The 12493-nt window shown below is 72.1% G+C and carries 16 protein-coding genes; 11 read left to right on the forward strand and 5 right to left on the reverse strand.

The genetic code is table 11. The annotated features are described in order from the left end of the window. Positions 1-5 precede the first annotated feature (5 nt). The 3 genes from O7617_RS15050 to O7617_RS15060 are packed head-to-tail and all read right to left on the reverse strand — an operon-like array spanning position 6 to position 2870. Positions 6-2060: a glycogen debranching N-terminal domain-containing protein gene (locus O7617_RS15050; protein WP_282264264.1), complete on the reverse strand. Its 2055-nt coding sequence runs from the start codon at positions 2058-2060 to the stop codon at positions 6-8. Further along, complete coding sequence (locus O7617_RS15055; RefSeq protein WP_282264265.1) at positions 2057-2437, reverse strand: hypothetical protein; 381 nt, start codon at positions 2435-2437, stop codon at positions 2057-2059. The genes O7617_RS15050 and O7617_RS15055 overlap by 4 nt, the downstream gene beginning before the upstream one ends. A 58-nt stretch (positions 2438-2495) precedes the next feature. Beyond that, complete coding sequence (locus O7617_RS15060; protein ID WP_088987418.1) at positions 2496-2870, reverse strand: DsrE family protein; 375 nt, start codon at positions 2868-2870, stop codon at positions 2496-2498. 12 nt (positions 2871-2882) lie between these two features. Between O7617_RS15060 and mtfM the strand changes: the two genes are divergently transcribed. Further along, complete coding sequence (gene mtfM, locus O7617_RS15065) at positions 2883-2987, forward strand: small membrane protein MtfM (protein ID WP_282264268.1); 105 nt, start codon at positions 2883-2885, stop codon at positions 2985-2987. Between the two features lie 173 nt (positions 2988-3160). Beyond that, positions 3161-3748 carry an FABP family protein gene (locus tag O7617_RS15070; RefSeq protein WP_282264271.1) on the forward strand — a complete coding sequence of 196 codons (588 nt, stop codon included), beginning with the start codon at positions 3161-3163 and terminating at the stop codon, positions 3746-3748. Between the two features lie 69 nt (positions 3749-3817). Here the strand turns inward: O7617_RS15070 and O7617_RS15075 are convergent, their stop codons facing one another. Further along, complete coding sequence (locus tag O7617_RS15075; RefSeq protein WP_282264273.1) at positions 3818-4696, reverse strand: aminotransferase class IV; 879 nt, start codon at positions 4694-4696, stop codon at positions 3818-3820. Between the two features lie 69 nt (positions 4697-4765). On the opposite strand from O7617_RS15075, the gene O7617_RS15080 reads away from it, so the two are divergent. From O7617_RS15080 to O7617_RS15095, 4 genes are all read left to right on the forward strand, one after another. Then, on the forward strand, positions 4766-5194 hold the full coding sequence (locus O7617_RS15080) for a Fur family transcriptional regulator (RefSeq protein WP_088987421.1): 429 nt from the start codon (positions 4766-4768) through the stop codon (positions 5192-5194). Next, positions 5191-6303: a folate-binding protein gene (locus tag O7617_RS15085; protein WP_282264274.1), complete on the forward strand. Its 1113-nt coding sequence runs from the start codon at positions 5191-5193 to the stop codon at positions 6301-6303. Before O7617_RS15080 ends, O7617_RS15085 begins: the two co-directional genes overlap by 4 nt. 23 nt (positions 6304-6326) lie before the next feature. Then, complete coding sequence (locus O7617_RS15090; RefSeq protein WP_282264275.1) at positions 6327-7154, forward strand: 3-keto-5-aminohexanoate cleavage protein; 828 nt, start codon at positions 6327-6329, stop codon at positions 7152-7154. Positions 7155-7248: 94 nt separating this feature from the next. Continuing rightward, positions 7249-8208, forward strand: coding sequence for an asparaginase (locus tag O7617_RS15095; protein WP_282264276.1), 960 nt, complete (start codon positions 7249-7251; stop codon positions 8206-8208). A gap of 10 nt (positions 8209-8218) precedes the next feature. On the opposite strand, the gene O7617_RS15100 is transcribed toward O7617_RS15095, so the two are convergent. Beyond that, on the reverse strand, positions 8219-9016 hold the full coding sequence (locus O7617_RS15100) for an alpha/beta hydrolase (protein WP_282264277.1): 798 nt from the start codon (positions 9014-9016) through the stop codon (positions 8219-8221). A 112-nt stretch (positions 9017-9128) separates the two neighbouring features. Between O7617_RS15100 and O7617_RS15105 the strand changes: the two genes are divergently transcribed. The 5 genes from O7617_RS15105 (at position 9129) to O7617_RS15125 (ending at position 12441) form a co-directional block, all read left to right on the forward strand. Beyond that, on the forward strand, positions 9129-9761 hold the full coding sequence (locus tag O7617_RS15105; protein ID WP_282264278.1) for a helix-turn-helix transcriptional regulator: 633 nt from the start codon (positions 9129-9131) through the stop codon (positions 9759-9761). After that, positions 9758-10423 (forward strand): hypothetical protein, encoded by a 666-nt coding sequence (locus tag O7617_RS15110; protein ID WP_282264279.1) that lies wholly within the window; start codon positions 9758-9760, stop codon positions 10421-10423. Before O7617_RS15105 ends, O7617_RS15110 begins: the two co-directional genes overlap by 4 nt. 70 nt (positions 10424-10493) lie before the next feature. Then, complete coding sequence (locus O7617_RS15115; RefSeq protein ID WP_088950380.1) at positions 10494-10808, forward strand: DUF2516 family protein; 315 nt, start codon at positions 10494-10496, stop codon at positions 10806-10808. Further along, complete coding sequence (locus O7617_RS15120; RefSeq protein ID WP_282264281.1) at positions 10805-11692, forward strand: alpha/beta hydrolase; 888 nt, start codon at positions 10805-10807, stop codon at positions 11690-11692. Before O7617_RS15115 ends, O7617_RS15120 begins: the two co-directional genes overlap by 4 nt. Positions 11693-11703: 11 nt before the next feature. Then, positions 11704-12441 carry an alanyl-tRNA editing protein gene (locus tag O7617_RS15125; protein WP_282264282.1) on the forward strand — a complete coding sequence of 246 codons (738 nt, stop codon included), beginning with the start codon at positions 11704-11706 and terminating at the stop codon, positions 12439-12441. The last annotated feature ends 52 nt before the right edge of the window (positions 12442-12493 follow it).

Below are 12493 nucleotides of genomic sequence, written 5' to 3' on the forward strand. Positions count from 1 at the left end.
TCGAGTCAGTCGCCCTGCGGCTGATCCGCCGATTCGTGGCTGCGGCCCAACGCGTCCACCATGCCCCACCGGCCGGGGATGTTCAGCAGCTCGACGCGGCCCATCCCCGGCGGCACGGCCGGGTCGATGATCAGGTGCTCGCCCTGCGGGTCCAACCCGAGCATCACCCGCAGCAGCAGTAGTGGGGTGCCGGTCGACCAGGCCTGCGGGCTGCACGCGGTCGGGTACTCCACCGGGTAGTCGGTGAGGTCACGGGCGTAGCCGGCGAACGCCTCCGGCAGCCGTCCATCGAAGTACCGGGACGCCGCCAGCATCGTGTCGCAGATCAGCCCGGCCTCCTTCCGGTAGCCGTACCGCCACAGACCCCACGCGATGATCGAGTTGTCGAACGGCCACACCGTGCCCACGTGGTAGCCGATCGGGTTGTACCGCCCCTCGTCCGCGGCGAGCGTCCGCACGCCCCACCCGGAGAACAGACGCGGCCCGAGCAGCTGTTCGACCACCTTGCCGGCGCGGGACTCGTCCACGATGCCGCTCCACAACAGGTGCCCGATGTTCGAGGTCAGCGCGTCCACCTGCCGCCCGTCGGCGTCCAGCGCGAGCGCGTAGTAGCCGCGGTCGGCGATCCAGAAGTCGCGGTCGAACCGCCGCTTGAGATCGGCGGCCTCCCGCTCCAACCGGTCGGCGTACGCCGGGTCGTTCCAGAAGGTTCGGGCCAGCCGGGCGGCCCGGATCTTCGCGTCGTACGCGTACCCCTGCAACTCGCAGGTCGCCCGGGGGAAGCCGGGCATCCGACCGTCGGCGTAGGAGATGGCGTCCCAGGAGTCCTTCCAACACTGGTTCTGCAGACCGGTCTCCGGGTTGCGGGTCTGATACCAGAGGTAACCGGTGCCGAGCAGGTCGCCGTACGTGTCGATCCACCTCAACGCCGCGCGGACCTGCGGCTCCAGTCGGCGGACCAGCGCGTCGTCACCCGTCCAACGCTCGTACTCGTCGACCAGGATGACGAACAGCGGTGTCGAGTCGGCCGACCCGTAGTACGGCGAGTGCGGCTGCTCCTCGAAGCCGGCGGTCTCCCCGTACCGCAGCTCGTGCAGGATCTTGCCGGGCTCCTCGTCCCGGAAGTCGTCCACCCGCTGCCCCTGCAGGCCGGCCAGCATCAGGATGGTCGGCGGGACCAGCTCCGGCAGGAACGGCAGCACCTGCAACGACGTGATGATGCTGTCCCGCCCGAACAACGTCATGAACCAGGGCAGCCCGGCGGCGATCAGCCGCACGCCCAGGGCGATCGACTCGTAGCGCAGTGCGGCCAGGTCGTTGAGGCTGCGCCGGTACGCACCGGCGAGTGGCTCACAGTCGCAGCCGAGCTTCGGTGCCCGGTCGATCAGCTCCTGCTGTTCGGCCCGGATCGCGTCCGCGCTGCGGCTCCCCCCGTACGGGAGGGTCGCCCGGATGTCCTCACCGCGCGCCCCGTAGACCACGCTGGACACGTGCAGCCGGGTGGTCCACCTGCTGTTGCTGGCGATCCGGATGCGGAAGGTCAGCCCGTCGGCGTCGACCTGCGCCGGCGCGGTGGTCGTGACGGTCGTCTCCCGGTGGAACGCCTCTCGCCGGTAGCTGAGTCGCAGTTCGTCGTCGGAGGCCGTGATCGTGGTCGTGCCGCGCTTGCGGCGGGAGTCCTTGATCTCGAACAGGTCGGCGAAGTCGGCCTCGACATCGATCCGAACGGTGAACTCGACCTCCGTGCCGGTGTGGTTCAGCACGGTCAGCTCCTCCTGGAAGCTGCCCACGATGGCCCGGCTGCGGATCACCGACGCCTTCGCGTCGAGGTAGTGCGTGGGCTCGCCGGGGGCGAGGAAGAACTTGGTGCGGTACGACTCGCCGTCGTCCGTGGAGAGGGCGTGCAGCCGCTGGCCGTCGAGGGTGAGGATCCACTTGGACAGGAAGCGGGTGTCGAAGGAGAACAACCCGGTGGGGAAGTCGTGGGACGGTTCGATGTCCCCCCGGTGATCGCTGACCAGGAAGGTGTTGCCGTCCAGGATGCTGACGAGGTTCCTCACGCCGGTCGTCCGGCTGCTCTGCGCGCCGTCTCGCGGGGGTCGCGGGTGCCGGGCGGGCTCGGGAAGAACCGGCGGAAGGCGAGGAAGAGCACCACGTTCCCGCTGAACGTGCTCTCGTTGCGCAGCACCGCCGCGACACCCTGGGCCGCACCGCTGATCAGCCGGTCGAAGAGAGTCTCGCTGCTGTACCAGATGGCGTCGGCCGGGCCGCGCTCGCGCGTGACCTGCACCGACCCTGGTCCCATCCGGACCAGCCAGTGCTCGGTCCGGTGGTCGCTGCCGAGGTCGATCTGGAGGGTCCCCTCGGGCAGGCCGACCAGGACGTCGGGGGCGCGCGCCGGCAGTGATTCGAAGAACCTCTCCGCCGCCTCGGTCACATCCGAATCGTAGGCAGTCGCCCGAGATGTCGGGTCGGTATCGGCACTCCGAGGATGCTCAGTAGACCAACGCCTGAGCGCCTTCGGTCATCGCCTCCTCGACGAAGACAGCGGCACCCGCGATCCGGACCCCGGGCAGCACGTCGTCCGGGCCGATCTCCCGTCGGGCCGCGCACTGGGTGCAGGCGGTCACCCGGCCACTGGTCAGGATGACGTGCAACAACTCGGCCAGAGGCGCGGAGTGCGGCAGCTCGAACTGTTGGGCGCGACCGGGCACCGCGAACCAGGTCGATTCACCGGTCAGCCAGAGCGACACGTCCACCCCGGCCGCGACAGCCGTCGCGGCGACAGTGAACGCCTGCGCGCACCGCTCCGGGGCGTCCGCCCCCGCGGTGGCCTTGACGACGAGAGTGCGGGCCATGTGGCCCAGCATAGGATGGTCGGGATGGTTACCGAGATCGGGTTTGTCAGCCTGTTGGTCGCGGGCCTGGGCGGGCTCGCCGGTGGCCTGGTCTACCTTGCCGTACGCATGTCGAGAGGACGCTGGTGAGCGCGAGGAGTGAGCCGGGGTTGCGAGCCCCGCAGTCGCGAACGAAGGTGGTCCAGTGAGCGCGAGGAGTGAGCCGGGGTTGCGAGCCCCGCAGTCGCGAACGAAGGTGGTCCAGTGAGCGCGAGGAGTGAGCCGGGGTTGCGAGCCCCGCAGTCGCGAACGGAGACGGCTCGGTGAGCGAGAATCCGCTGCAGCCGCCGTGGCTGAACGCGCCGCCGGTTGAGGAGTACCCGTTCGAGGAGAGTTTCGACCTGCGGGTCGGGCCGAAGCTGCACCCCGCCCTGGACGGCCTGCTGCCCTACATCGGGCTGTGGCGTGGCCGGGGCAAGGGCGGCTTCCCCACCATCGAGGACTTCGACTACGCCCAGGAGATCCGGATCAGCCACGACGGGCGGCCGTTCCTGCACTACGAGTCCCGTGCCTGGATCCTGGACGAGCAGAGCAAGCCGGTCCGCCCGGCCGGTCGGGAGGTCGGCTGGTGGCGGCCGGTGCTGGTGGACGGGCGAGCGACCGATGAGCTGGAGGCGGTGCTCACCACGCCGACCGGGGTGATGGAGTTGCACCTGGGCAAGCGCACCGGCACGCAGGTCGAGTTCGCCACCGACGCGGTGGTCCGGACCCCGACCGCCAAGGAGGTCACCGGCGGTCACCGGCTCTTCGGCATCGTCGAGGGCGCGCTGCTCTACGCCCAGGAGATGGCCGCCATGGGGCACGGGCTCAGCCCGCACCTCTCCGCCCGGCTCGTCCGGGTCGGCGGCTGACCAGCCGGGGAAACCCGGCAGGCCGGCTGGTCCGGGTCGGCGGCTGACCAGCCGGGGAAACCCGGCAGGCTAGACGGGGAAACCCAGCAGGGCTTGCAGGGCGGGGGTGCGCGGGCAGTGGTCCCGGCGCACCCCGTCCAGCGTCCGGACCTCGACGAGCCCGCGTACCGAGGAGCTGAACCACACCCCGTCGGCGTCGTGCAGCTCGGTCGGCGTGACCATCCGTTCGGCGGCGCCCAGGCCCAACTCGTGGGCGTGCGCGAGCAGCCACGCCACGGTCGTGCCGGGCAGGATGCCGGTGGTGGCGGCCGGCACCGTGCAGAGCGTGTCTCCGGTGAACCACACCACGTTCGCGATCGGCCCTTCCAGGGCGTACCCGTCCGAGGAGACCCAGAGCACGTCGTCCACCCCGGCCCGGTGCGCCCAGCGGCGGGCGGCGCTGTTGACCGCGTACGAGGTGGACTTGATGCCGGCCGGCAACCAGTCGAGGCCGGTACGCGAGTCGGCGGGCACGCCCAGCGGCAGGATCGCCACGGTGATCCCGGTGCGTCGCGCCGCCCGAGACGACGCCGGCACCTCGCTCAACGTGGCGTAGACGGTCGGTGGGCCGCCGGCCTCGGAGCCTCGGGTGCAGACCAGCCGCAGCGCGCCCTCCACCTGGACGGGCCAGCCCGTGCGTACCGTGTCGAGCAGGTCGACGAGGGCGTCGGTGGGGGGCAGGTCCAGCTCGACGGCCGCCGCGGCGGTGGTCATCCGGGCCAGATGCTCGTCGCGCAGCCACGGCCGGCCCTCGCGCAGATGCATCGACTCGAAGAGCCCGTCGCCGCGCAGGACCCCCAGGTCGTCGCCGCGGAGCACGGGCTCGTCGGCAGCGATCAGGCCCCGACCGAGCACGGCGATCCGGGTGCTCGGAGAGGCCGGGGCGGTTCCGGCGGACGACGTCACCATGACCGCCGAGCGTAGCGGCGACGGGCCGCTCGCAGGGGGTCGCAGCGATTGCCGAACTATGATCGGACCGTGTCCGAATCCTCCCTCGCGGAAATGCTGCGGGCCCGTGGGCTGCGGCTGACGCCCCAACGGCAGCTCGTCCTCCAGGCGGTGCTCGATCTGGGGCACGCCAGCCCGGAGCAGGTGCACACCGCCGTGCGGGAGGTCGCCGCCGGCGTCAACATCACCACCATCTACCGCACACTCGAACTGCTGGAACGGCTCGGCCTGGTCACCCACACCCACCTGTCGCACGGCTCGCCGACCTATCACGCGGCGGGTGAGCACCAACACGTCCACCTGGTCTGCCGGGAGTGTGGCGCGATCGACGAGATCGATCCGGAGATGCTGCGCCCGCTCGCCGACCAGTTGGCCACGCAGCGGGGGTTCCGGGTGGACATCGGGCACGTGTCACTCTTCGGCGTCTGCGTACGCTGCGAGAACGGGGACGACAAATGATCGACATCGCGGGTGCGGTGGCCGTCGAGAGCATCGACGAGGCCAGCCGTGATCAGCCGGACGCGGCGCACGTCGCGGCCGGGGTGCGGGGGGTGGCCGCCCACTACGGCGACCCGTTGCGTGAGCAGCGCACCCTCGACACCGCCGTCGGCCTGGTCGACAGGTCGCACCGGGGGGTCGTCGCGGTGCCCGGGGAGGAGCGGGCGAGCTGGCTGCACACCGTCACCTCGCAGCACCTGACCGCGCTGGCCGCCGGTGAGGGCACCGAGTTGCTGGTGCTGTCCCCGCACGGCCACATCGAGCAGCACGCAGTGGTCGCCGAGGACGGCGAGACCGCCTGGCTGGACACCGAGCCGGGGGCGACCGAGGGCCTGCTGGCCTACCTGCAGAAGATGCGGTTCTTCAGCAAGGTCGAGCCGCGCGACGCGACCGCGGAGCGGGCGTTGCTGTCGCTGGTCGGGCCGGCGGCGACGGAGGCTCTGGGCACGCTCGGCGTGACCGGGCTGGCCGAGCCGGACCTGGTCGCGGTGCCGGGTCCGAAGTTCGCCCACGGTGCCGTGCCGCAGCGGGCGAGCGTCCGGTACGACGTGAAGCCGCTGCCCACCGGTGGCTGGGCCCGACGGGTTCCGCTCGGGGTGGACCTGCTGGTGCCCCGCTCGGCGATGGACCAGGTCGTGGCGGAGTTGCGGGGTGCCGGGGTGCCGGTCGCGGGGCTCTGGGCGTACGAGGCGATCCGGGTGGCCGCCCGCCGACCTCGGGTCGGGGTGGACACCGACCACCGGACGATCCCGGCCGAGGTCGACCTGATCGGTCCCGCCGTGCACTTGGACAAGGGTTGCTACCGGGGGCAGGAGACGGTGGCGCGGGTGCACAACATGGGCCGGCCGCCGCGTCGCCTCGTACTGCTGCATCTGGACGGGGTGACCACCGACCAACCGCCCGCGGCCGGTACGCCGGTGATGCTCGACGGCCGGGCGGTCGGCTTCGTCGGCACCGCCGTGCTGCACCACGAGCTGGGTCAGGTGGCGCTCGCTGTGGTCAAGCGGAACGTGCCGGACGACGCCGCGCTGCTGGTCGGCGAGACGGCGGCGGCGATCGACCCGTCCTGACCCGGGCGTCTAGGATCGCCGGCATGACGACAGGGACGTTGATCACGGTGGCCCCGACCGGCGCTGAGTCGGCCAAGGCGGAGGTGCCGGCGCTGCCGGTGACCCTCGACGAGCTGCTGCTCACCGCCAAGGAGTGCGAGGCGCTCGGCGCTTCCGTGATCCACGTCCACATCCGTGACGACGAGGCGCGGCCGACCCTCGACCCGGTGCGCCTGGCCGACACCGTGGCGGCGTTGCGGGACGGCACCGACCTGATCGTGCAGCTCTCCTCCGGTGGTGCGGTGACCGACCCGGAGGCCGCCCGGCTGGCCGTCCTCGACGCCCGACCGGACATGGCCTCCTGCACGATGGGCACTGTCAACTTCGGCGACGACGTCTTCCTCAACCGGTGGGAGTTCATCGTCGACCTGCACACCCGGATGCAGGAGCGCGGGATCGTGCCGGAGTACGAGATCTTCGACCTCGGTCACCTGTCCGCGTTGCAGCGTCTCCTCGGCAAGTACGGGCTGCCGGCCGGCGGGCACGTGCACGTCGACTTCGTGATGGGTGTGCCGGGAGGCATGCCGGGCACCACCGAGACACTGGTGGCGGCCCACCGGATGCTGCGGGACCTGCCCGAGGGCACCACCTTCTCGGCCACCGGCATCGGCCGCAGCACGATTCCGGTCATGCTGGCCTCGCTGTCGACCGGCGGGCACCTGCGGGTCGGCATGGAGGACACCGTGACGTACGCCAAGGGCCGCCCGGTGGAGTCGAACATGCAACTGGTCGCCCGCGCGGTGGGTTTCGCTCAGCTCGCCCAGCGTCCGCCGTTGACCACCGCCGAGGCTCGCGAGCTGCTCGGGTTGTAAGGCCGGAACCGCCCCGCGCTCCTGTCACCCGGGCGGTGGACCACCAGGTCACCCCGCCGACGGGCACCCCAGGACCGTCGGTACCGTCCAGCCCGTGACGAAGACGTACGAGGGTGGCGACCCGCTCGCCGAGGTGGTCCGTTCCGGGTTCGTGGAGGGTGCGCACCGCGGCTCGGTGGTGGTGCTCGACGCCGACGGCGCCGTGGTGGCGTCCGCCGGGGACGTGACCTCGCCGATTTTTCCCCGCTCGGCGAGCAAGCCGATGCAGGCGATCGGGATGCTCCGTGCCGGACTGCCGTTGACCGACCCGGCCGACGTGGCGCTGGTCGCGGCGAGTCACGCCGGTGAGGACTTCCACCTGGCCCGGGTCGGCGCGCTGCTGGACCGGGCCGGGTTGGACGCCTCGGCCCTGCACTGTCCGCCCGACCTGCCGGTGGGGGCGGCGGCCCGGGAGGCCGTGCTGCGCGCCGGGGGTGGCCCCACCCGGGTACAGATGAACTGCTCGGGCAAGCACAGCGGGATGCTGCTGACCTGCGAGGCCGCCGGGTGGCCGTTGGAGGGTTACTGGCGGCCGGAGCACCCGCTCCAGCAGCGGTTGCGGGCGGCGATCGAGGAGTTCACCGGTGAGCAGGTGGCGGCGGTGGGCGTGGACGGGTGCGGCGCCCCGGTGCTCGCGGTGTCGCTGACCGGGTTGGCCGGGGCGTTCCTCCGGCTGGTCGACGCCGAGCCCGGTTCGGTGCCGCGAACGGTGGCCGACGCCATGCGCGCGTACCCGGAGATCGTGGGCGGCACCCAGGCCGATGACAGCCGGCTGATGCGTGGCGTTCCGAGCCTGCTGGCCAAGGTCGGCGCCGAAGGTGTGATCACGGTGGCCGTGCCGGGTGTCGGCGCCGTCGCCCTGAAGATCGACGACGGCGCCGACCGGGCGCGGATGCCAGTGCTGGTCTCTGCGCTGCGGCGGCTCGGTGTGGACGCCCCGGTGCTCACCGAGTACGCCGAGGTGCCGCTCTTCGGCGGCGGAGTTCCGGTCGGGGCGGTCCGCCCGCTCTGGTGAGCCGGGGTGGTCAGCCGAGGAAGTCGAGCAGTGCGGCGTTGACGGGCTCCGGGCGTTCCAACGGCAACAGGTGCCCGGCGTCCGGGACGTCCGGCAGCCGTACCGCGCCGGGGACCTCGGCGGCGATCCGGTCGGCGAGCCGGCGGATGTCCGGTACGTCCGCCGCGCCTGCGGTGACCAGGACCGGCACCGTCAGCTCGCCGAGGCGACCGATGGCCGGCGGTGTCAGTTCGCCGACCTCGACCGCGCCGAGCGCCAACTCGGCGGCGAGCGCGCGCTGGTCCATCTCCTGCGCGAAGGCGATGAGCGCGGGGTCGACGTCGGCCGGCTGACGACCCGGGCCGACCACCCAGAACCGCACCTCGCCGGCCGCGCCCGCGACGAAGTCGTCGGGGTCGACCTCGCCGACCAGATCGTCCCAGAGGTCGTTCGCCTCGTCGGACCACTCGTTGCCGGAGACAGCGGTGTCGAACAGCGCGAGCGCGCTCACCCGGCCGGGGTGGGCGAGCGCGGTGTCGATGGCGACCGCGCCGCCGAAGGAGCAGCCGACCAGGGCGGCCCGGGGCAGGTCGAGTGCGTCCAGCAGCCCCGCCACGTCGTCGTGGTGCGCGAACGGCGTCGGCGGTAGCTCGGAGTCTCCGTAGCCGCGCAGGTCCGGGACGATGACCCGGTGGCGGGCGGCGAGCGCGGAGATCTGCCCCCGCCACATCCGCCGGTCGGCGATGCCGGCGTGCAGCAGTACGACTGGCGAGCCGGTGCCCGCCTCGTCGTACGCGATGCTTGCTCCATTGACTGTGATCTTGTGCACGGACGGACCGTACGGAGCCGCGAGCCGGGGCGCAACCGTGATGCTGAGACCTTGCTAACTCTGGCTAGCGTTTTGCTTGCAGCAGCTAGCGCGGCCGGTTAGCGTCGCAGTCATGGCCACCTCGAAGGACCTTCCCGACGTCGGCGGGTTCATCCGCGATCTGCGGCGGAACGCCAAGATCTCGCTCCGGCAGCTCGCCGAGCAGGCCGGGGTCAGCAACCCGTACCTCAGTCAGATCGAGCGCGGCCTGCGCAAGCCCAGCGCCGAGGTGCTCCAGCAACTGGCGAGCGCGCTGCGGGTCTCCACCCCGGCCATGTACCTGCGCGCCGGGCTGCTCGACGACAAGGAAGGTCACGGCGTGCTCGCTGCCATCGCCGTGGACACCGACCTGACGATGGCCCAGAAGCAGTCCCTCAGCCAGATCTACGAGACGTTCCGCCGGGAGAACACCCGGCTGGCCGAGGCCCAGGCCGCCGCCGAGGCCGGTGGCACCGGGCCCACCGGCGCCACGGCCGGGGCGACAACCCCGACCGACGTCGGCGACGAGCCGGCCGACCTGGCGAACCTGGCCGCCACCGGTCCCACCACCGCGGGCGGCACCCCGACCGAGGCCGTGATCGAGTCGGTCGCCGTCACCGAGGCGGGCACCGCACCCGCCCCGACCAGCACCAACACCCCCGAGAAGAAGGCCGCCGGTCCGGCGGCACGCAAGGCCGCCGAGGCGGCCGAAGAGGAGACGTCATGAGCGAGCCGAAGACCAACCGCATCCCCGCCCCGATCTACGCCGCCGCGGGCGCCGGTGAGCTGGCCATCGAGCAGTTGCGCAAGCTGCCGGCAGTGGTCGGCGTCCTCAGCACCCGCGTCGTCGCCGACCTGGGTGGCCGGGCCGTGCTGACCGGCTACGAGCTGCGCCAGAAGGCCAACGAGCTGGACCTGGCCAAGCTCCGCGAGTCGGCCGACCTGGCCAAGCTGCGCGACGCCGCCGACCTGGCGAAGCTGCGCGAGGTCGCCGACCTGGACAAGCTGCGGGCCGCCGCGACCCGCAACGCCGCCATGGTGGTCGCCGGGGCCCAGGCCGCCCAGGAGCGGGCCTTCGCCGCGTACGGCGCGCTGGTCGCCCGGGGTGAGCGGGTCGTCGGCGCCGGTGTGCTCGAGGCCGCCGACACGGTCAACGCCGACATCGAGGCCACCCAGGCCGTGACCCCGGCGGAGACCGCCCCGACGGCCACCGCCGCCGCCCCCGCCCCGGCCGAGGTGCCGACCCCGGCCGATGTGGCCGAGATCGCCGAGGCCAAGCCGGCCGCCGCCAAGAAGGCCACCCGCGCTCCGAAGGCCGCCAAGCCGGCCGCCACCCCGTCGGCGAAGCTGCCCCGGGCCACCAAGCGGACCCGTCCGGCCGCCGAGTAGTAGCAGTGTCGACGACCCCGGCGGCGTCCTTGTCGGACGAAGCCGGGGTCCTCGACATAAGCTTGCCGGCATGGCCAACGCCGCGCCGATCTTCGCGTTCGAAGTCCGCTACGTGATCGAGCTGATCCTGCTCGTCTTCGCGCTGATCGTTCAGGGCGTCGCCCTGGTGCACGCGATCACCCAGCGCTCCGACGCCTTCCCCGCCATCGGGACACTTCCCAAGGGTGGCTGGATCGCCATCCTGGCGGTCTGCCTCGTGCTGACCCTGCTCGGCTTCGGTCCGATCAGCCTCTTCGGACTGATCGGCATCGCCGCCGGGCTCATCTACCTGCTCGACGTGCGGGTCGGCCTGCGCGACCTCAGCGACGGCAAAGGGTTCTGGTGAGAGGTTTCCGCTGGCCGCCCCCACCCGACAGCGGGCCCCGTACCTGGGGGCCCGGCCCGGGTGGGCCGCGTACCGGCCGTCCGGCTCTGCCCGAGCCGGACACCGACCTGGTCGCCACCCCGCACGGCGTACAGCTGGAACGACTGGTCACCGGCACCGGTGACCCGGTGACCGTGTTCGCGCACGGGCTGGGCAACGGCATCGCCACCACCCGTCCGTTCGGCAGTGGGGTGACCGGCCGCAAGGTGTTCTTCCAGTTCCGCGGGCACGGCCGTTCCGAGGCGCCGAACGGGCCGTGGACGTACACCGACCTGGCCCGCGACCTTCGGGCGATAGCCGATCTGGGCGGCGCCAGCCGGGCGTTCGGGGCGAGCCTCGGCGCCGGTGCCCTCTGCCGCCTGCTCACGGAGAGCCCGGACCGTTTCGAGAAGCTGGTCTTCTTCCTGCCCGCGGTGCTCGACCAGCCGCGCGGCCCGGTGGCGGCGGACCGGATCACGGACCTGCTGGAGGCGGTGGAGAGCGGGGACGCCTCGGCGGTCGCCGACGTCGTCACCCTGGAACTGCCCGCCGGGGTGCGCAACACCCCCGCCGGCTGGGCGTACCTGCGGCAGCGACTCGACCAGCTGCTCCGCGACGGGCTCGCCGGCAGCCTGGCCGACCTCGCGGCACAGACGCCGCTGCGGGACGTCACCGACCTCGCGGCGGTCACCGCGCCGGCGCTGGTGATCGCCAACGCGGGCGACGACCTGCACCCGGTCGAGGTCGCCGAGCGGCTCGCCGCCGCGCTACCCCAGGCCACCCTGCACGTGTACGACCGGCCCGGCGTCCTCTGGTCGGAACGCGCCGACCTGCGGGACCGCGTCGCCGGCTTCCTCAACGAGTAACCTGCCCTGTCATGGGCGTCACACAGCATGGCCGGACACACCGGCTCGACCTCGCCGACCCGACTCTGCGCGAATGGACGTGCACGGTCCTGCACGCCGACGCCGAGCAGGGCATCGTTCTGGACCGCTCCGCCTTCTACCCGGGCGGCGGTGGTCAGCCGCCGGACCACGGCGTGCTGCTGTGGCAGGGTGTGCAGACCCGGATCGTCGGCACCCGCAAGGGCGACGACCTCTACCTGATCCCCGCCGAGGGTGATCCGCTCCCGCCGGTCGGCACCGAGGTCGTCGGCGCGCTGGAGGACGAGCGTCGCACCCGGCTGATGCGTACCCACTCCGGGCTGCACGTGCTCTGCGGTGTGGTGTTCCGCGACTTCGGCGCGCTGGTGACCGGCGGAAACATGGAACCCGGCGAGGCCCGGATGGATTTCAACCTCCCCGAGGTGCCGCCGGATTTCAAGAGCCGCATCGAGGAACTCGTCAACGCCGAGGTGGCCGCCGACCGTTCGGTCGCCGTGCGGGTGTTGCCACGCACCGAGGCGCTCGCGCTGCCGGACATCATCCGCACCCAGTCCAACCTGATCCCGCCGGACGAGCAGGAGGTCCGGATCGTCGACATCGTCGGGCTGGACGTGCAGGCCGACGGTGGCACCCACGTCGCGTCCACCGCCCAGATCGGCAAGGTGCAGGTGGTCAAGGTCGAGAGCAAGGGCCGGGCCAACCGCCGGGTCCGCGTCCGCCTGGTCGACTGACAGTTCGGTAATTCGGACGGCGGTTGTCAGGTATCGCTGACAACCTCGCCGG

This window comes from Micromonospora sp. WMMD1155 (assembly GCF_029581275.1).
In the GTDB taxonomy this organism is placed as follows: domain Bacteria; phylum Actinomycetota; class Actinomycetes; order Mycobacteriales; family Micromonosporaceae; genus Micromonospora.

Coding starts and splice junctions, on each gene's coding strand:
- O7617_RS15085 (WP_282264274.1), top strand. CDS start 5,191: ATGATCGACATCGCGGGTGCGGTGGCCGTCGAGAGCATCGACGAGGCC.
- mtfM (WP_282264268.1), top strand. CDS start 2,883: ATGGTTACCGAGATCGGGTTTGTCAGCCTGTTGGTCGCGGGCCTGGGC.
- O7617_RS15060 (WP_088987418.1), bottom strand. CDS start 2,870: ATGCTGGGCCACATGGCCCGCACTCTCGTCGTCAAGGCCACCGCGGGG.
- O7617_RS15075 (WP_282264273.1), bottom strand. CDS start 4,696: ATGGTGACGTCGTCCGCCGGAACCGCCCCGGCCTCTCCGAGCACCCGG.
- O7617_RS15105 (WP_282264278.1), top strand. CDS start 9,129: ATGGCCACCTCGAAGGACCTTCCCGACGTCGGCGGGTTCATCCGCGAT.
- O7617_RS15125 (WP_282264282.1), top strand. CDS start 11,704: ATGGGCGTCACACAGCATGGCCGGACACACCGGCTCGACCTCGCCGAC.
- O7617_RS15115 (WP_088950380.1), top strand. CDS start 10,494: ATGGCCAACGCCGCGCCGATCTTCGCGTTCGAAGTCCGCTACGTGATC.
- O7617_RS15090 (WP_282264275.1), top strand. CDS start 6,327: ATGACGACAGGGACGTTGATCACGGTGGCCCCGACCGGCGCTGAGTCG.
- O7617_RS15110 (WP_282264279.1), top strand. CDS start 9,758: ATGAGCGAGCCGAAGACCAACCGCATCCCCGCCCCGATCTACGCCGCC.